Raw genomic sequence first — 19,108 nt, forward strand, 5'->3', positions numbered from 1 at the left:
TTTCATGGGTCTATTCTTTCGCTGAATTGATACCGAGCCAGACGGTATGACAAATCATTATATAATTTATCATAAGTTACAAAGTAACTATGCTTAGAATTAACTATTGTATTCTGGCGACGCCACTCTAATCTTTTTCTTTCTCTAAGCTCTAGATTCTCATCTCTACCGACAACGAGTAATCCTATGTAGTCAATTGTTCTGCCATTAAACCTGTTCTCGAAATCATCGGTTCTCTCTAAATCATTTAGTTTCCAAAACCAATCTATAATTTGGCTCAATCCACGTTCAAATCTGGACGACCATTCTGGAGTGCTTCTTCCTGGTTTTGTTATAAAAATGCTGTTAGTTGCTGCTTCTTCAAATTCTACGAAACAATAAGATCTGTTTACCGAATCTCCAATCGCTAAATCACAAGCAAAATCCCCAAATATGTCATATTCAAACGCAACTCTATCATATCTACTAATATCTGGGTGATACGAAGCCAAAAACGCAGATAAATGCTGACGTTCTCTGAAAAACGGTATTATGTCGTCGCGTTCTGATAAACCTCGACGGCTTTGGAGTAGTTGTTGCATTTCACTAAGTTGGGAACGACAAACACTGACATCAAACTCAACTCTTGAAAAATTTTTCACGGACTCCTCACTACTGAGCTTTTTTTCTAAACATATATTCTATCGTTTTCCGCCTAAACAGTTCTAAAATTTCTATTCTATCCTCAGATGTTACATCAAAAATGATTCTGAGGCTAGCATCTACCTGAAGTAGATAAAGCTGTTCCTCTTCGTTCAGCTTTTTGATATTTGACGCCAGCGGTCGATCGATCGAAAAATTTTCCAGAGAATCGATCGACTTCAAAACGTTTGCTCTTTCTTCCTCCGACAGCACATCGAGTCCAGGAAGCACGCTGCTATCAATTTTGATTCTACTTTGGTTAACTGTCATAAAAATACAAACTCCAGTTAGTAAGTTGCCAGAAAAAAACGCTATGTACTGTCGGGTGCGTCAGACTTTGATTACAGATCGATCGCATGAGGTTTTCTGTCTCTGACACACCCGACTTTAGGTACTATTTTAATGTATTTTACTCAAATTCTACTTGATTCCCCACACTTCGATCGTTTTATCCTGTGCAGCACTATACAAAGTTTGTCCATCCGCACTAAACGCGAGGCGAGTCACATACTTATCCTTTCCTGTCAAAGTGTGGAGATTTTCTGCGGTTTTTATATCCCAAAATTCGATCCTCTTGTCATCAGCACCGCTACTCACCAAAGTTTGACCGTCTGGGCTAAAGTTTAGGCAATTTGCCCAGCCTGAATGTAGTTCTAAAATACGGATTATTTCCCCTGTTTCCAGATGCAAAAGTCTAATTTTCTTATCCCAAGATGCAGCGGCGATAATTTCGCCGTTTGGACTGGTGGCAATGGATAAACCACCCATTAAAGGGATTTTGAAAGTGCGCGGTTTATCTCTATTTCGCAAATTCCATAATTTAACAGTGCCATCTGCACCGCCGCTGATGAGAGTTTGTCCATCTGGGCTATAGGAAAGGTAAAAAACTGTTGCTGTGTGCGTTCCCCAAACGAGAGAATTACTAATATTATAAATTAGTTTACCAGTTTGTAAATCCCAAATTTTGATAGTTTTATCTTGACTGCCAGTAGCCATATTTTCGCCATCTGGACTAATAGCGATCGCACCGATCGCATCTTCATGTCCGTAAAGCGTGTGCTGCAATTCTCCCTCTTGCCAAACCTCAACAAAATTACTTGTACCTTGCACGCTCCTCACCAATGTTTGCTTGTCTAAACCGATATAATAAATTTGCTTACCTTTTGGCAAATTAGGAACAGTGTAAAGTAATTCTTCTGTTGGCAAGTTCCAGACTTTGATACTCTTATTGCTTTTTAAAATAGCCGCTGTTTCTCCATCAGAGCTAATCGCTACTTGCGTTCCGCCTTTTAGGGTACGCAGACATTCAAAAAATCGATAAAAATTGAATCTTTGTAAAGCTTTACGCACTTCTGCTGTTGTTCTTCCTCGCAGCATCAGATAAGCCGATCGCTGTACCAAATCCGACTCATCGTACAAAGCTTTATTAACTATTTCTAACCCAGGTTTTCCATACTTTATCGCTTCTTTTAGTGCCGCTATTCGCTGTTCTATAACAACACTTGCAAAGCGTTTTTTGACACCTTCTATCCCTCCCAAAACGACACCGTTTGTCGGAGCGGCATTTTGACCGCCAAGGACGGCATCCCAGCCTGTAGGCTGAGTAATACTTTCTGTCATTGTAATATTGTACGCGAGCGAACAGCTTTTTAATTATAAGTGCGATCGCGTATTTTTTTTCGCCATATCTATAATTCATTTCTATTCAGCAAACAGTTGAGTTTACTTTGTAGCTTTTCTCGCAATAGTTGTGCCTGCTTATACGTATTTAAACGGATGTTGTTTGATGCCATTTGTGGTGGAATTGTATTTTGATTATCGGTATTTCTATAGAGAGGTTGAATATAATATTGCAATCGACTTCTCATTGCCCAAACTCCCATTGATGGGAAGAGAATAAACACAATTATCAAAAAAGAAATCGGCAAGAAAGGCAAGCCAAATATTTTGCCGATATTTTTAAAATTAAAAGCAAAAGGATGTAAATATTCATTACCCCAACACACAACTGGAAGAATGGGAATTTGATAGCGATCGCTCAAACTAATAAAACTGGGATGAAATGTCTGAATCTGAAAACGTAACGGCCAACCTTTGCAAGGGCCGCGCAAACCTTCCGGCGCATAAAGTAAAATTGTTTTATGGGCAACCGCCGCTTCAAATTCATCGTATTCTGCACGCACACCGCCCAAAACTTGAGACCATCCCGGCGGTAGCCACCAAATCATCCAAAGATGTTCAAACAAAGAAACACCGGCAAGAGGTTGTACAATCCAGTCGCGTGTATCTCCTAACAGATAAGCTAATACCAAAAAATCCCACGGGAAACACATTCCGGCATGGTTCATCGCGACGATCGCAGGCCCAGTTTCGGGTAAATTTTCGATTTGTTGCAACTCGCCACGAAAGTAATATTTGACTATAGGTGCGAGAATTTCATCGCGAAAAGCTTTTTGATAATTTGGATCGAAGGTCGGACTTTCTCGACGCGGTAAACGACAGCCAAGACGTAACCAGCGAATTAGCAACGCCAAATAAAATCCACCGGGAATTAAAAATAAAATATATTCCAACCAATTCCAACCATCGGGATCGGCATGATAATGCTGCCAATGACGATTGAACAAAATTAGCCAACCTGGTGGATACCACAGACAAAACCAATCGAACCAACTAAAAGTAAAACCTTCTTCTCTCATATCAAATTATCTTTCTTTAGTTTGTAGTATGCCGATTTTTCCAACTGGGAAGTGACAAAATTAATATTTTTCCTTTTTCCATCTTCACCTCTCTCTATCTTCCTTTTGACTTTTGGCTTTTGACTTTTGACTTTTGACTTTTGACTTTTGACTTCAGCGCACCAGCTTCGCGACCGCTGTAGCTAATTTAGCTGGTTCGACTGGCTTAGATACGTGCATTTGGAAACCTGCCTCAATTGCCTTCCAACGATCCTCCTCTCTAGCAAAAGCTGTGAGAGCGATCGCACGAATTTGTTCGCCTCGCTGTGACTGAAGCTGTCGCACTTTGCGGATCAAGTCGTAGCCGTCTTCTTGTGGCATTCCGATGTCGCTTAGCAACACATCCGGTTTGATATGTTCGATCGCTTCCATTGCTTCCCTTACCGAACTCGCCGTCCTCACTTGGGCACCGTATTGTTTAAGTACCGTAGCAATCAAATCACAGCTATCTACATCATCATCAACAACAAGAACCTGCAAACCATTAAGAGGCTGAACAGCTGAGGGACTCAGAGGTACAGCCGAATAATTTTGTTCTCCCCCGCTGGAGAGATCCCCCGATCCCTTACTTTGTGCAAGCACTGGCAACTTCACAGTAAATGTTGCGCCCATACCTTCCCCTTCGCTCAACGCCTGAACGCTGCCGCCGTGCAATTCCACCAAGCGGCGCACAATTGTCAGTCCCAATCCGAGTCCGCCCTGAACTCTTGTAATTGTGCCATCTTCTTGGCGAAAACCGTCAAACACATGAGGCAGAAAATCAGCACCGATACCTTTGCCGGTATCGCTTACCGTAATTTGAACATAGGAGATTGCAGATTTGAGATGGAAAATTTCAGGTTGAACTTTTTCCGTTTCAACTTGCAATCCTAAAATCCGCTTTTGGGTTGGTTGAAAAATATTACTTTCTGAGTCTGCTTCTGGGGCGGCAATATTTAAATTTGCTCCAGAAGTGACTCCAAACGAGTCAACTTTTTCGGAAATCGGCAATTCAGCCAGCGTCACCTTGACTTGTCCTCCTTCTGGGGTAAACTTAACAGCATTGGAAAGCAAATTGCCGATAACTTGCTGCAAACGATCGACATCGCCTATAACTTTGCCCAGCAGAGGATCGAGACTCGACTCCAGTTGAATAGCTTTTGCTTGAGCTGCTGGCTTGATAGTTTCGATCGCCTCCTCAATAATTGCTTCCAGCTTGACCGGCTGCATACTCAGACGAATCTTGCCGCGAATAATGCGGGAAACATCCAAAATATCGTTAATCAGCGTTACCTGTTGTTTGGCATTGCGCTCTATTGTTTCCAGCGCCTTATTGACAATTTCTTCGCTCAACTTGCGGCTGCGTAGCATTTGCGACCAGCCCAAAATTGAGTTCAATGGCGTGCGAAGTTCGTGGGAAACTATGGCCAGAAATTCATCCTTGAGTCGGTTTGCCGCTTCCGCCGATGCCCGTGCTTTTTGTTCTGCCTCGTACAGATTAGCGCGATCGATTGCCACAGCAAAGCGCTCGGCTACCAGTTGTAGCAGATAAATATCGTCTTGAGTGAAATGGCGGCTTTCAATAGTACCGACGTGGACAACTCCCAAAACTCGATCGTCAATTATCAGCGGCACACCGATGAGCGACTGAATGTGTTTTTCCCGCAGCAAGGGGCTGTAAACTTGCCGATAAGCATCGCGCTCGACAAATAACGGCTGACGCAGTGCGGCAATGTGTCCGGCGAATCCTTCACCGATGGGAATGCGAACTTGGTTGCGAGCTTCCTCATCAAGTCCCTTGGCTGCTCTCACCACAAGAGTGTTGCTTTGAGTATCCGTCAGCAAAATAGCCGCCGTATCCGCCTGAAGAATTTCTCCGATCCGCCCCAGCAGCCCATCCAGCAGATCTTCCAGGGATAAAGGTGCGATCGCGGCATCCGTAACTGCTTGCAAACGTTGAACCCTCTCGGCGGCAGCTTCGGCTAAAGCGCGTGCTGCTTGTTCCCGGGCTAGCAGCCTTGTTCGTTCTTGCTCTGCTCGCACTCGATCGTCGATGTCTGTATTAGTGCCGAACCACTTGACAATTTCACCTTCTTTGTCGCGCATTGGCAAAGCTTGACCCAAAAACCAGCGATATTTTCCGTCCTTTCCCTTCATACGGGCTTGAATTTGGTAAGTAGAGCTGGTTTGCAGAGCGTTGCTCCAGGTATCCATACACTGCTGCAAATCGTCAGGATGTACGATCGCTCGCCATCCCTGTGTTTGAATTTCCTCCAGTGTCATACCGGTGTAATCGCACCAGCGCTGGCTGTAGTAATCTACCTTCCCATTCGGTTCTGCTGTCCATACCATCTGGGGTATCGATTCAGCCAGAAAGCGATAGCGGTATTCATTTGCCTCCGCTTGGGTGCGTGCGGTTTGCTCCCGCTCTAATAGCTGCGTGCGTTCGGCTTCCGCAAGCTTGCGTTGGATTGCTTCTGCCAGGATGTTGGCAGCAGCTTGCAAAAAGTAAATATCATCTTGTGTAAATGTGCGGCTGCGCTTGCTGTGTACCCCCAGAACGCCCCAATGTCCATTTTTTCCGGCGATCGTGACGCTCATACCGCTGACTGCACCGTGGTTGTGCAGCAGTGATGGGCCACTAAATCGCGTTTCGGTGCGGAGATCTCGAACCACGATCGGCTCTTGGGAAAGCAAAGTATAATCCGCCTGAGAATCTTTCTCTGTTTCTACTGTCGCATTGCCTACAAGTCCGGGTTGCCAACCTACACCTGCCCGCAGCAGTAAAGCGTCACCTTCTGGAAGCAGTTCTAACACTTTGCAATATTCAACTTCTAGAGTTTGGGCAATGACGTTAACGGCTTCCTCCATTAAAGTGTCGAGGTTGCTTCCAGCTAGCGCCCGTTGACCGATTTGGGCGATCGCTTGTTGTTCCCGATTCCGCACTCTCAACTCTTCTTCTACCTGTTTGCGATCGGTGATATCGGATCTGATTGCTAAATATTGAAATGGTTTACCCGTGCGATCGAGAAAAGGAACTATTACTGTATCAACCCAGTAATACGTTCCGTCTTTGGCTTTATTCTTAATTTCTCCTTTCCAAACTTTGCCGCTACCAATTGTTGCCCAAAGGTTAACAAAGAATTCTTTGGAATGATAACCGGAATTGAGAATGCGATGGTCTTGTCCGAGCAGTTCTTCTCTGGAATATTTGGATATTTCGCAAAATTTATCGTTTACGTAGTTAATTATGCCTTTTTTGTCGGTTCTGGCTACTATGGCAGCTCGATCTAACGCAAATTTGATATCTGAAAGTTCTTTGAGCGAGCTTTCGTCTGAAGGTTTGCGATCGCCAACGAAGCGGGTTACTTTTGAGAAGCCTCTCAAATCGCCAACTTCGTCTCGTAAAGCAGTAATGACGATATCTGCCCAGAAGCGGGAACCGTCCTTTCGCACGCGCCAACCTTCTTCTTCATAGCGACCTTCTGTTGCTGCTAATTGCAGTATCTGTTTGGGTTTATCCTGTGCGATATCTTCGGGAGTGTAAAAGCGGGAAAAATGTTCACCGATAATTTCTTTTGCCTGATAACCCTTGATGCTTTCTGCCCCTTCGTTCCAACTGACTACGCATCCGTTCTGGTCAAGCATATAAATTGCGTAGTCTTTGACTCCCTCTACCAGCATACGGAAACTATCCTCGCTGCTTCGGAGCTTGTCTCGAGCCCTTTGACGGGCAGAAGTTAGCGATCCGATCGACAGCGCCACGACAGCGAATACGCTCAGCCACAAGATATCGCTACCAAAGTTAAATTGCAGGGAATCCCCCAGTTTCTTAAACAAGAAATCGATCGAAAACGCAGACAAGACGGTGGCTGTTAAACCATACCCAAAATTACCGTAGCCAAACGCGACAGCAGCAAAAAACAGGGGTGTATTGGTATGCTGTAGTGCTGGTTTTAGCCATAGTGCGATCGATAGGGAGATCGCCGCCGCGAATACAGCGATGCTGTAACGCCACAATCGAGGTCTCTGAGTGCAGCCTTTGGGAAAAAGCGGCTTTATGGTTGATGTAAGTGGCGACATGATTTGATACACTCAGCTTCTGATATTTGGACTGCCATCGTTCCGATCTAGCCTAATTCCAGCTTAAAAGCTGTGCGGTTGCGATCGCTCCGCTTTGCACAGGTCTATTTAACTTTGTGTTGGCTCAGCACAGCTACCTCATACTTAGTTTTACTTTATGTTTTTTTCCATACCTCATCCAAAAAAACAAATTTCACTTTAGCGCTCTTGAGAAAAATTAGCTGACGGCGAATCCGATCGAAGATGCTTCTATGGAAAGTGCAGTGCCAATAGAGATCGAGCAATCCGCAACTAAGTTCCGGAGTTGCCAGATCTTCTTGTTAAGAAGAAAACATTTCCATACGTAGATGAATTCGCGGGTTCAGCTTAGCTTCCACAAGTTTCCCGCCGATCAAATGTCGTTCCACAATTTCAGGTACATCGCTGGTTTTTACCCGGCAATACCACGTCTCGTCAGGGACTATCCGCACGGTAGGGCCAGAGCTACACTGCCCCATACAACCGCTACTTTCCACCCTCACTCCCGAAACTTCTGCCGCCTGAAAAGCTGTTAGCACCTCTGCCGAGCTGTTATTCAGGCAAGAACGGTTCTGACAAATCAATACGCAACGAGGTTCTGCCATAAACTCCCAATATCCGCCAGTAGTAACGCACACCTTTTTTATTGTGAACTAGATCGCTACTTTTATGCTAGTAGAGATACGGTTACGCTATTTAGCATTGCAAGTGCTAACGATCGCTGTATTCTCCAGACAGCTTAAAATTCTAAGAAACCCTTAAATAACTGACGCCCCTGACAATATGCGATTTCAATGCGAGCCAAGTAAGTAAATATTCTTAATTAAATTTTGCAAACCCTAAATTTTTTGGATTCTATTTACTATTGAAAATTTTCAATTAGCGGACATGGGATCTACAATGGAACCCATGAACAGGATTGTTCCCGTTCGCTCGTCTCTAATGGCACAGAAAAAGGGGCGATCGACAATCATTGTTACCGCCCCTCCTCTGGTACTTCCTACTGTCGTGACTGCTGATGCTTTAGTACCTTCTTCGTTGACTTCTACAAAAGTTTTGTGTTTAATAAAGCTAATCCATAAAGGTGGGTTTGTCATCGCTGAAAAGTCAGCATCTTTCCGAAAAGCAATTTCCATACCCATGTTTTTCAACACATCTTCTAAATCAATTTCGTACTCTAATTGCCATCGCGGCAGTCCAATTAAAAGTGGTATTTGTTCTTCATAATTTTGCTCAGCGTTAATATTATTTATCCATACTTCCCAAGTTTCAGCATTGAGAGTTTCATAAAATTTTCTCAGATTAATTCCTTTTCTTGGTAAGAAGACGTACAGACTTAAACGTTTTTCACCATAGGGTAAACTAACTGCCTGAAACGTTTCATTTTCGTAATACTTAGCTTGGTAAAGTTGCCGGAACATGAGCGGGTGAGCCTTTTGAGTTCCGTCCAATAAAGTGAATAATCGTTCTTGAGTTGCTTGCTTAGGAAATGGATAAGTCCAATTGCCAAAAAAGTAAATAGCATTGAACAGCATAAAAACAGTATCCGGTTCGATACCATCGACTATTTTATCTATGTTTCCGTTGGTACTTTGCTTTACCCAACCGTTTATACTAGAGATAGTCCTAGCATCGGTAAAGTCAGCATTTTTCAGTTCTACACCGTAAAATTTCTGGATTTTTTGAATAAATTCAGGCTTAAAAGGTTGGTTATCTTTACCCCAGAAGGAATTAGCAATTGATAACTCAACTTGGGAATCTGCATTCGTCAAAGTATCTTTCAGTGCGGCATTTGCTTGATTTAGTTCCTGGATAGCGATCCCTTGTAATTCTAAGGTTTGCGCGATCGCTTCCTGGGTTTTGCCGCTTGCCCCATTGTAGGTAATCGCTAGAGCGATCGCAATGCTGGCAGGAGAGATAAAAATATTTTCGTCAGGCTGTTTCTTTTGGATTTGGGAGAATAACTTGAAGCTAAACTTGGTGTAAGCCGCAATCAGCTTGGGATTCACCTCATTTGGGACATGGGGAGTTACGATGGGAGACTGGGAAAGTGTGGAGTTAAAAAGTTCCTCTGCCCCTCTGCCCCAGTACCCAGTCCCCTTTGCACGCAACATCCCAGTTTCGCCCAGTAGGACTAGGCATAGAGATGCTGCCAAAATTATCCCATATCGGATTTTCACTCTGAACTGGCGACTAGCGCCGCTGACTAATAGTGAATATTTGCCTGTTTGAATCGGTGCAAGGCTTCTGCAAGGCGATCGCACTCTGCAATCAAACTTATCCGCACATAGCCCTCACCCGCAATACCAAAAGCATTTCCAGGTGTAACGACAACGCCAGTCTGCTGCAATACAGAAAGAGCAAAATCTGTTGAGGTAACTCCCGGAGGACATGGCACCCACAAATACATCGTAGCCTTCGTTTTCGGGATATTCCAACCCAACGCAGCCAAACCTTCGATCAGAAAATCCCGGCGGCGACGATACCGTTGTTGCACCTCCTGTAAATATTCATCTGGCAGTTGCAGTGCGGTTTCTGCTGCTGATTGTAAGGCAGCAAAGATACCGTAGTCCAGATTGGTTTTTAAGGTTCTTAAGCCTTGAATAATATGGCCGTTACCCACGACAAAACCCACCCGCCAACCGGCCATATTGTAGGTTTTGGACATGGTGTGAAACTCGACACCGATTTCCTTCCCACCTGGAATTTCTAACAAACTGGTAGGCTGATAACCATCAAAGGCTAATTCCGCATAACAAAGGTCATGCACCAGCAAAATTTCGTACTTGCGGGCAAATTCGACAATTTCTTCAAACAGTTCGCGAGGCGCAGTCGCGGCGGTGGGATTGCTGGGATAGTTGAAGTAGAGAATTTTTGCTTGTCTGGCGACATCATCGGGAATGGTGGTGACATCAATTAGCCAGTCATTTTCCGGTTTCAAAATTATACTGTGAACCTTACCGCCAGCAATTACCGGGCCGCGAAAATGGGCTGGGTAAGCTGGAGAAGGCACCAATACCAAATCCCCTGGATTGATGTAAGCGATCGCCAAGTGGGTGAGACCTTCTTTGGAACCCAACAAAGGCAAAACTTCGCTATCGGGAGCTAACTCAACATCATAGCGCCGTTTGTACCAACTGACGATCGTGCGGCGAAAGCTAGCAGTACCTTCAAAAGGCGGATATCCGTGATTGGCGGGATTTTGCAAGGCGGCGATCGCCGCTTCTACCACCGGCTGGGGCGTCGCCCCATCCGGATTCCCCATCCCCAAATCGATCAAATCCAGACCCTGTTCGCGGGCGCGGGCTTTCAATTCATCCAAGCGGGCAAATACGTAAGGCGGCAGCGCTTGCAGCCGCTGGGCGGGACTAATCCAAGATAATGTCATTTGTCGATTGTCAGTTGTCAGTCGCGATCTGTCAAAAGTCAAAAGTCAAAAGTCAAAATTAACGACCAAGACCGATGACTAATTTTTAATTTTTAATTGCCGAAGTAGTTGTGGAAACCATAGCTGCCATCAGGTGGTCTGGTGCAACTTTAAAGGGTAGCCGATGAATATCGGAATTAGCGGCGCAAGCAATCTCAGCCGATCGCCGCAGATCGGAAAGCGCGATGTTTCCCAAACCCAAATCCTCTAAGCTTTGCGGCAATCCAATCTCATCGTAAAACTTCAGCAGTTGCTGTCGTGCTGTGGCTGCGAGCTGATTTCCCTGTACCATTTCTTCCAAGCGCAGCTGTACCAAAATGCCATAAGCTACTTTTTCGCCATGCAGGGAACCGTGACTTGCAGATATGTGCGTCAAACCGTTGTGAACGGCGTGGGCGGCGACTGTGCGACATTGGGCCCCTCCCAGTCCGCCGATGACGCCAGCCAGCATAACTGTGGCGTCTACCACCGATCGCCATTCCTCGCCCCCAGGTTCTTTGAGGGCGGCTGCTGATTTTTGGAATAAGATATCTCGCAAAACTCTGGCTTGTTGTACGGCGGCAATAATGAAGGTCGCTTGGGAACTGGCGCTGCTGACGGATGCTTCGTACCACTTAGCCAAGGCGTCTCCAATTCCTGCCACCAGGGTTCGCTGGGGAGCTGTTTGGATGAGAGTGTAATCTAAAATCAACAAATCCGGACAGCGATCGAGCGGCACATCGTATAGAAATGCTCCCTCTGATGAGTAGACATTGGCAAGTGCTGTCCAAGCGGCGCAAGTGGCAGCTGAGGTCGGTACGGTAGAGATCGGCAACTGGCACTGATGGGCCAGTAATTTGGCGGTGTCTAAAGCCTTTCCACCACCAACACCGATAATTACATCAGCTTGATGTTCATGTACTTTGCTTCGCAGGAATGCCAGACTCGCTTCGGTACAATCTGGACTGTAGGACGCACTAGCCGCAGAAAGCTGTTGCTGTTCCAGAATTTTTGGCAATTCACCCTGAAGCGCCGCTATGGTAGTTTCGCCGCCGACAACCAAAGGACGACGACCCAAGCGTGCAATTGCTTCGCCGCAAAGCACCAGGTTGCCACGTATTACTTGGGCTGGGGCAACAACAATAGGAGTCAACGCAGTAGCAGTTGGAGTAGACACGTAGGACAAGGATTGGGGATACAGCAAAATCGTGTGATCTAGTTAACATTATTACCTTAGATCGTTCCGGAATGCTTATCCTTCCAAGGAAATCGCGTATACCCAGTTTTGGTAATTTGGGTCTCGGTTTTCTGTAATTGCAGTGAGTTTTTCTTTCAGTTTTTCAGTTAATGGCCTGGTTTCGGGCAATTGGTAATTTTCAATTCTGTTCACTGGCGTTATCTTCGCCGCTGTCCCGCTGAGGAAAACTTCGTCAGCGATAAACAACTCGGATTTATCTACGGATCTTTCGATCGTTTCAATCCCCAAGTCTTTGGCGATTTTGACGATGCTATCTCTGGTGATTCCTTCTAAGATATCTTGGTCAAATCCTGGCGTAATCAATTGCCCGTTTCTCACCAAGAATATGTTCATCCCAGAAGCTTCGCAGACTTTCCCTTGGGAGTTCATTAAAATCGCTTCGTCAAAACCGGATTCTACTGCTTCGGTTTTAGCCAAAGAAGATGTGATGTAGGCGGCGCTAATCTTACCTCTTAATGGAAAACTGCGGTCTTCTTGTCGATACCAAGAGCTGATTCGGCAGTTTACTCCATCGGCAGAAAGGTAATCTCCCAGTTCTAATCCATAAACAAAGAAGTCTTTTTCTATATTGTGAAGTCTGGGGGCTATTCCTAAATCTGATGTGTAAACAAACGGTCTGATGTAAAAAGATTTATTGGGTTGATTTTTTTTGACGAATGTAACTATAGTTTCTTCTATTTTTTTAGCTGGCAAATCGTAGTGTAAAAACTTAGCGCTTTGACTTAACCTTTGGCAGTGGCGGTCTAATCTGAACAGCAAAATTTGTTTGGAGTTTTGCGGATCGGGGATACCGCGCAGTCCTCCAAATGCACCTGTTCCGTAGTGCAAGGCATGGGTGGCGATCGATATTCTAGCTTCTTCAAATGGTACAAATTCGTTTTTAAAGAAAGCTATTGGCAGAAAACTGTACATTTCAAAATTTCCCCATGACTTGAATTTACTTGTCACCAGTCATTAGTCATTAGTCATTTGTTAGTTGTCAGTTAGACAAGTCGATCGACTTTATCATCAAACTTTCCTTTTGACCGATGACCGATGACCTTTTGACGGATGACTATTTAACTATTTTCCTGCCCAGTGGTTGATTTTGGCAATCGGGCTAAGTTGTCTCGATAGATTTCCACTCTCAGCTGTTGATCCTGATTGGCAAGCGATCGCGTCACTTCGCCCAGGTATAGCGGTTGCGAAACTCCCGCTTCGGGATGGATAATAGTGCGAGCGCGGATAGTCAGCTTACCATCTCCGCTACCCAAGCGACCGTAGGAAAACAAATCGGCACCAGCTTGACGCAGGGTAGCTTCCAATTCGGATTCGGTAATTTGAGGGGGTAGTGCGATCCCCGCTAGTGTCGCCCCATTATCGTAGATGAGGGAATAGCGAACCGCACCCGGAACGGTCGTGTGGGTGAAAAGTCCCAATCCCAAGGCAAATAAACCACCTGTGAGAACTCCCGTAAAACCGGTCACACCCACCAAGCGAAAGCGGATACCCCATTTAAAGATAAATGCGATTATTGCCAAGGCAGCAAAAGCTAGAGTGGCGATACCTGCCCACCCGGCGGCTTGGATAAACTGAGCTGTAGTAATCATAGCGACGCAAGCTTATTCTTTTTCGTTGGTGACAAACCCATCTGCCTGCTTATCGTTGACCGACTCCAGGGCAGCTTTGAGGGCGTGCCAGGTTAGGTTAGCACATTTAATCCGCACGGGGAACTGGGCGACGCCTTGCATGACGTTTAATTTTCGCTGTTCTTTGGGAAACTCTGCGCTTCCCTTCATCATGTTTTGGAAGCGTTCCACCATCTCTAGCGCTTCTTTTACGGTTTTACCCCGCAAAGCTTCTGCCATCAAATCCGCAGATGCCATTGAGATCGCACAGCCTTCGCCTTCAAATTTGGCATCTAGTATGGTATCCCCGGCTTCGTCGAGCTGCAAGGTTAGCTCGATCGTATCGCCGCAGGAAGGGTTATGTCCCTTCTGATACCGATGCACCGGATTGGTTTTGCCTTTGTGCTTTGGCTTCTTGTAGTGTTCCAGAATGACCTGCTGATACAGGTCGCGCAGATTGCCCAGAGTCATGATGGGACGGGTAAAATGTTATTTATCTTTCTTAATATTAGAGCAAGTTTCTGCTTACCAATTGTCCCTGATGCAGCAATGTTCGATCGAACTTTTCTTTGTTTCAAGTTAATTTATACAGAAGGGCGATCGCTCTTTATAGCTCATAGACGGGGAGGAATGTTGAACTGCTGCTGTAGCGCCGCCATAGCTCGATCTGCTGGGATGCCTTCACCTCGATCGAAGCTTTCGAGTCCTTTGCGAATACCGATGATGGCTTCGAGGTAGTGGATTCGCTCTAGTAGTTGTTCGTAGATATTGAGTTGGGGCTGTGAAGAGGATTTGAGCGATCGCACCAAGCCCAGAAGATCTGTGAGCAGTTCGTCAGGGGTGCTATCGATTTCTTGGAGGAGTAGTTCTTTGATGGTCATCGCGGCATCTTTTGGAAGATTGGTACTTCGAGTATAACGAGTCTCGATCGGAGTCATCAAAGGGGTTCCATTGCCATGATAGAAATAGATAAGATTGTGAGTATAAAAATATGTTTGGTTAGAGCGAGATGGCGCTTTTGTTGGGTAGAGGTGCGATCGCTATCTTTACAATCATTACATTATCCTTCCCAAAATCGACGAATTGTGTAATTCATCAAATGCTTCGACAGTTCCCCGCCTCAAATTCAGCGATCGCCTCTTTTGCTAGTTCTTCTAGTTTTCCATTGGCAATGTCTTTCTCTAATTGCTCATCCCAGCGTTGATAATCTAAATTGGCAAACCACTCGATGAGTTTTCTATACTCATCTGGGGGTAGCTGAAGAATAGCAGACTCGATTTGCTCAAGTGTTAGCATTGGGGTTGTATCGTCTTAACTCTGAGCAAATTATAGCTTGCCACAAGAGCGCGATCGCTGAAATTTCTGCTATCCTAAAGAATAGGGGATTTAAAAGGAGTAAAAGTGCCAGCTAAAGACTTCTATCATTACAATGTTAAACAGGCACTAATTAAAGCTAACTGGAAAATAACCCACGATCCATTCCCGTTAAGTTGGGCTAAGCGCAATTTGTTTGTGGATCTGGGTGCTAAACAGTTAATTGCGGCTGAAAAACAAGAACGGAAAATAGCTGTTGAGATTAAAAGTTTTTTAAGTGAATCTAGAATTGTAGACTTAGAGCAGGCATTGGGCCAATATATTCTATATAACGATATTTTACAACGAACTGAACCAGAAAGAGAGTTATATCTTGCCTTGCCCACAGTTATTTTTGAAGAGTTGTTTGAAGGAGATAAGTTTGCTGAAATACTTTTGGATAATAAACGTTTAAAACTTATAATTTTTAATCCAAAATTAGAGGAGATTGTCAAATGGCTGCCTTAGAAAATTACCGCCAGCTTGTCAAGCAATTAATGAGTGAATATGCCAGTTTTTCAACCTTTGATAGTGGGATAGAAAATGAAACAATTTTTGATTTAGAAAACGATCGATATATGCTATTGTCTATAGGGTGGTCGCAGGGGCGACGCATTCACTATTGCATTATGCACATTGACATTATTGACGAGCGAGTGTGGATTCAGGCAAATAATACCGATCGCCTTATCGCTCAGGAATTAATAGCTGCGGGAGTCTCTCCAGAATCAATTGTATTGGGACTTCAACCACCCGAACTAAGAGAATTTACAGCCTATGGATTGCCTCATAAGCAGCAAAAATCTTTGAAAGTTAGTTAAATTACTTTTGGAGAGATAAAGATATTTATTTTTTTCGTAAGGCGATCGCTCTTTTTTTGGTAGTGCGATCGCGATAGCGATGCGGAGCATTATCGCGCAGAGTGCTGTAGGCGATCGCTCTCCGTCCAATCATCACATTTCAATGATAGAAATGAATAAGATTGTGAGTATAAAAAAATGTTGGTTAACATACGTCAACCTAATCTACAATGTTAGCGATAATGCTACGCATCGCTTACGCGATCGCACTGTCTTGAATATCAGTTGAGTGGTATTGTATTGCCACCTCCCCCTAAATTATTGCCGTCTGAACTTTTGTATACTCTTCCTCCGCTAAAAGTTGTAATCACACTGTCTGTGCCATTGATGCCGGAACCTCGATCGCACAACATTTTTGTGACAAGCTGAGTCCCGCCATACACTTTTCTAGTGCTGCCACCACCACCAGGATTTTGACCATCTGGACTGTAGTAAATTCCCGCACCGTCAAATGCTGTGTAAAGTCCTCCCCTGCACGCTAGCATTGCTACCACCTTTTGTCCTAAGTAGAGCCTTGTAGTGCTTCCTCCGCCACCAAGGTTTTGACCATCTCGACTGCGATAAATTCCACCATTTTCAAATGCTGTGTAGATTGCGCCGTTGTATGAAACTATAGCCAAAGCCCGTTGTGTACCATCATAAACTCGTACAGGATTGCCCCCGTTTGCAGGATAGAAGAAGATTTGACGGTTTGGCTCAACACGAAATGTGCCTGCTGCGCGTGTTACATCGATCGTACTTTGTGCTTGAGCATTGGGTAAGCTGTTGGCACAAACAGTAAACATGGTTGTTACTAAAGTCAACCCGGTCGCAAAAATACCTGAAAGTTGCTTGAACTTAATCTTTCTAGTAATCATTGATAGTAAATTTGCTCTTGATCCAGGCTAGCAATCACTTTTTCTTTTTTAAATTGGAAAAAATCTGGTCAGTATCGGGACTTTTCCACCTGATGACCCGCTCGAATATTGGGAAATGTGGGGAAAAATTGGGAAATGTGGGGAAATGTTGGGTATAATACCACCAACTTCGACATCTACCCAACTGTATGAATCTTAAGGAAGTGATAAAACTGGCAGACGAGCTAGTATTTGCTAGAACGGGTAAGCATCTTAGTGATTTGCAAGAGATGATTCTGCGGGGGACGTGGGATGATGAGGACTATAAAGAAATTGCTAATGGGGTTCATCGTTCTGAGGATCGTGTTAGAGAAGTAGGAATGGAATTATGGCAGATTCTTTCACAAGAGTTGGGGGAAAAAGTTAGTAAATCGAATTTTCGCTCGACAATGGAGAGGTTGCAAATCTCCGTAATTTCACATTTAGAACAGCATCACAACAAAATTGGTAGTTTCAACATTTGTGGAGAAAGTAGACACCCCCCAGATATACCAAACTTACATCCACCTAATCAAGAAACATCTAACACAAAACAAACTAACATATCGCATCAAAATTTAAGCGAAATGCCGGATTTGGGTGCTTTTTACGATCGCACTCCCGAACTCGCCACTCTTACCACCTGGATTTTACAACAACGCTGTCGTCTAATCGCGCTTACAGGTATCAGCGGAATTGGCAAAACCACATTAGCAGTCCAACTCGTACAACAAATAAAAGATGAGTTTGAGTATGTCATTTGGTGCAGTCTAGAATCATCCCCTACCCTAGATGAATTTCAACACAAACTCATCGAGTTTTTCTTGCAGTCGGAAAAGCTAGATTCCCCTGCAACTAACCAAAAACCTTTACCGCTAATTAAATATTTACAAAAATATCGCTGTTTAATAGTCTTAGATGACGTTCACAACCTTTTCAGTAAAGTTGAATTGGCAGGAAAGTTTAAACGGGGATACGAAGAATATCGCTCGTTGTTCAAACAGATAGAAAAATTATACCATCAAAGTTGCTTTTTGTTAATAGGTTGGGAACAACCGAAACAAGTGACGCAAATTGAAAACCAAAATATGTGCGTTCGTACCTTACAACTCACTGGTTTAGATATCGCAGCCGCACGGGAAATACTGAGAGATTACGGGTTAGCAGAAATCGACAATGGGGAAGAACTGATTCATCGTTACGAAGGCAATCCGTTATGGATAAAAAGCGTGGCGACTTTGATTAAAGAGTTGGGGGGATGCGTGACAAAGTTATTATTAGATGATACCATATTATTACCAGAAGATTTGCAAGATGTTTTAGAGGAGCAGTTCGATCGCCTATCCGAATTGGAAAAACAAATTCTCTCCTTGTTGGCGAAAGAAAGCGAACCAGTCAATCTGGCAAAATTACTAGAAAATGGCAGAATGCGATCGACCGATTTACTGAACGCGCTGCAATCTTTATCGCGGCGGTGTTTGATAGAACAGCAAGGAAGTTTTTACACCCTGTCACCTGTACTGCGGGAGTATATCAAAGGGTTATATCCCGATCGCCTTTAGCCTCCAAATACTCAAAATTAGGATATTCAAAAATAGGGGAATAGCTTTTTTTCTGCTCTTTTTCTCTGAAATAATCGCTAAGTTTTCCCGTAACTGCTGCCACTAACATATTCATTTGTTTTACTTTTGAAACTAGCACATCAAGGTTTCTAGTTTCCCAGTAATCCCCCTCATCCATCACTTGCGAAACTATACCCAAATGCTCAGATGCTTCCAGCATTTTAACTATCGTTAAATGACACTCGATAAAGTTTTCTATACCGCCGTAATCAGGATTGCTGGCGTACTGAGTTTTGCAAAAACCCGTCCATATCCAATCATTTACTTCATCAGGAGTTGAATGAATAGCTAAACCAAAGGCAGCCGTTTCGCAACCTTTGCCGACTATGGTGTCGAAGGCAATCAAGTAGGTGGGTTCGATCGCAGAAAAAGTATCTATCGCAATTTCAATAGGTTTGAGACCTCGAATCTTTAAAAAAATATTTGGGTCGTCAACGTTTTCTTTATCAAATTTACACTCTTCCCCCTGGATTTCTACCAATTCTCCTACTTCAATAAAAGGTAATTCAAGAGCCACTTTCCGCAAGGCGATAATTTTTTCTCTGGCTTCATCCGGACTGGCAGAGTCTAGCTTAAATTGGTAATTAATTGTCAACCCCATTGTTTTATCTCTTTTTGTTATACTACC

The 19,108-nt window shown here is 44.2% G+C and carries 19 protein-coding genes; 3 read left to right on the forward strand and 16 right to left on the reverse strand.

Features of this window, described 5'->3' with window-relative positions; all coding sequences use genetic code 11:
* Positions 1 to 2: 2 nt before the first annotated feature.
* The 14 genes from ACE1CD_RS10740 to ACE1CD_RS10805 form a co-directional block, all read right to left on the reverse strand.
* Complete coding sequence (locus tag ACE1CD_RS10740) at positions 3 to 641, reverse strand: Shedu immune nuclease family protein (RefSeq protein WP_374823815.1); 639 nt, start codon at positions 639 to 641, stop codon at positions 3 to 5.
* Positions 642 to 651: 10 nt separating this feature from the next.
* Positions 652 to 951 carry a hypothetical protein gene (locus ACE1CD_RS10745; protein ID WP_374823818.1) on the reverse strand — a complete coding sequence of 100 codons (300 nt, stop codon included), beginning with the start codon at positions 949 to 951 and terminating at the stop codon, positions 652 to 654.
* 150 nt (positions 952 to 1,101) lie between these two features.
* Complete coding sequence (locus tag ACE1CD_RS10750; protein WP_374823820.1) at positions 1,102 to 2,301, reverse strand: WD40 repeat domain-containing protein; 1,200 nt, start codon at positions 2,299 to 2,301, stop codon at positions 1,102 to 1,104.
* Between the two features lie 68 nt (positions 2,302 to 2,369).
* Entirely contained in the window at positions 2,370 to 3,380 is a 1,011-nt protein-coding gene (locus ACE1CD_RS10755) for a 1-acyl-sn-glycerol-3-phosphate acyltransferase (RefSeq protein ID WP_374823823.1), read from the reverse strand.
* 153 nt (positions 3,381 to 3,533) lie between these two features.
* Positions 3,534 to 7,481, reverse strand: coding sequence for a PAS domain S-box protein (locus ACE1CD_RS10760; protein ID WP_374823826.1), 3,948 nt, complete (start codon positions 7,479 to 7,481; stop codon positions 3,534 to 3,536).
* A gap of 320 nt (positions 7,482 to 7,801) precedes the next feature.
* Positions 7,802 to 8,104 (reverse strand): ferredoxin, encoded by a 303-nt coding sequence (locus ACE1CD_RS10765; RefSeq protein WP_374823829.1) that lies wholly within the window; start codon positions 8,102 to 8,104, stop codon positions 7,802 to 7,804.
* A 270-nt stretch (positions 8,105 to 8,374) separates the two neighbouring features.
* On the reverse strand, positions 8,375 to 9,679 hold the full coding sequence (locus ACE1CD_RS10770; RefSeq protein WP_374823832.1) for a serpin family protein: 1,305 nt from the start codon (positions 9,677 to 9,679) through the stop codon (positions 8,375 to 8,377).
* A gap of 26 nt (positions 9,680 to 9,705) precedes the next feature.
* Positions 9,706 to 10,887 (reverse strand): aspartate aminotransferase, encoded by a 1,182-nt coding sequence (locus ACE1CD_RS10775; RefSeq protein ID WP_374823835.1) that lies wholly within the window; start codon positions 10,885 to 10,887, stop codon positions 9,706 to 9,708.
* 85 nt (positions 10,888 to 10,972) lie between these two features.
* Positions 10,973 to 12,091 carry an iron-containing alcohol dehydrogenase family protein gene (locus tag ACE1CD_RS10780; protein ID WP_374823837.1) on the reverse strand — a complete coding sequence of 373 codons (1,119 nt, stop codon included), beginning with the start codon at positions 12,089 to 12,091 and terminating at the stop codon, positions 10,973 to 10,975.
* A 66-nt stretch (positions 12,092 to 12,157) separates the two neighbouring features.
* Positions 12,158 to 13,111 carry a branched-chain amino acid transaminase gene (locus tag ACE1CD_RS10785; RefSeq protein ID WP_374823840.1) on the reverse strand — a complete coding sequence of 318 codons (954 nt, stop codon included), beginning with the start codon at positions 13,109 to 13,111 and terminating at the stop codon, positions 12,158 to 12,160.
* A gap of 110 nt (positions 13,112 to 13,221) precedes the next feature.
* On the reverse strand, positions 13,222 to 13,752 hold the full coding sequence (locus ACE1CD_RS10790; protein WP_374823842.1) for a Ycf51 family protein: 531 nt from the start codon (positions 13,750 to 13,752) through the stop codon (positions 13,222 to 13,224).
* Positions 13,753 to 13,764: 12 nt separating this feature from the next.
* Positions 13,765 to 14,241 (reverse strand): Fe-S cluster assembly sulfur transfer protein SufU, encoded by a 477-nt coding sequence (sufU, locus tag ACE1CD_RS10795; protein WP_374823845.1) that lies wholly within the window; start codon positions 14,239 to 14,241, stop codon positions 13,765 to 13,767.
* Between the two features lie 143 nt (positions 14,242 to 14,384).
* Entirely contained in the window at positions 14,385 to 14,708 is a 324-nt protein-coding gene (locus tag ACE1CD_RS10800) for a hypothetical protein (protein WP_374823848.1), read from the reverse strand.
* 157 nt (positions 14,709 to 14,865) lie between these two features.
* Entirely contained in the window at positions 14,866 to 15,066 is a 201-nt protein-coding gene (locus tag ACE1CD_RS10805; RefSeq protein WP_374823851.1) for a hypothetical protein, read from the reverse strand.
* A gap of 105 nt (positions 15,067 to 15,171) precedes the next feature.
* Between ACE1CD_RS10805 and ACE1CD_RS10810 the strand changes: the two genes are divergently transcribed.
* Together ACE1CD_RS10810 and ACE1CD_RS10815 are read left to right on the forward strand one after the other, a co-directional pair.
* A complete protein-coding gene (locus ACE1CD_RS10810; protein WP_374823854.1) occupies positions 15,172 to 15,591 on the forward strand; it encodes an element excision factor XisH family protein in 420 nt (139 codons plus the stop codon).
* On the forward strand, positions 15,579 to 15,944 hold the full coding sequence (locus ACE1CD_RS10815) for a XisI protein (protein ID WP_374823857.1): 366 nt from the start codon (positions 15,579 to 15,581) through the stop codon (positions 15,942 to 15,944). Before ACE1CD_RS10810 ends, ACE1CD_RS10815 begins: the two co-directional genes overlap by 13 nt.
* A gap of 260 nt (positions 15,945 to 16,204) precedes the next feature.
* Here the strand turns inward: ACE1CD_RS10815 and ACE1CD_RS10820 are convergent, their stop codons facing one another.
* Positions 16,205 to 16,840 carry a hypothetical protein gene (locus ACE1CD_RS10820; protein WP_374823860.1) on the reverse strand — a complete coding sequence of 212 codons (636 nt, stop codon included), beginning with the start codon at positions 16,838 to 16,840 and terminating at the stop codon, positions 16,205 to 16,207.
* A 188-nt stretch (positions 16,841 to 17,028) separates the two neighbouring features.
* On the opposite strand from ACE1CD_RS10820, the gene ACE1CD_RS10825 reads away from it, so the two are divergent.
* The gene (locus tag ACE1CD_RS10825; RefSeq protein ID WP_374823863.1) at positions 17,029 to 18,420 is read left to right on the forward strand and encodes an NB-ARC domain-containing protein; all 1,392 of its coding nucleotides are present in this window, start codon (positions 17,029 to 17,031) and stop codon (positions 18,418 to 18,420) included.
* On the opposite strand, the gene ACE1CD_RS10830 is transcribed toward ACE1CD_RS10825, so the two are convergent.
* Positions 18,392 to 19,081 carry a hypothetical protein gene (locus ACE1CD_RS10830; RefSeq protein WP_374823866.1) on the reverse strand — a complete coding sequence of 230 codons (690 nt, stop codon included), beginning with the start codon at positions 19,079 to 19,081 and terminating at the stop codon, positions 18,392 to 18,394. The genes ACE1CD_RS10825 and ACE1CD_RS10830 overlap by 29 nt on opposite strands.
* Between the last annotated feature and the right edge of the window lie 27 nt (positions 19,082 to 19,108).

The organism is Aerosakkonema sp. BLCC-F183 (assembly GCF_041929145.1).
Classification (GTDB): domain Bacteria; phylum Cyanobacteriota; class Cyanobacteriia; order Cyanobacteriales; family Aerosakkonemataceae; genus Aerosakkonema.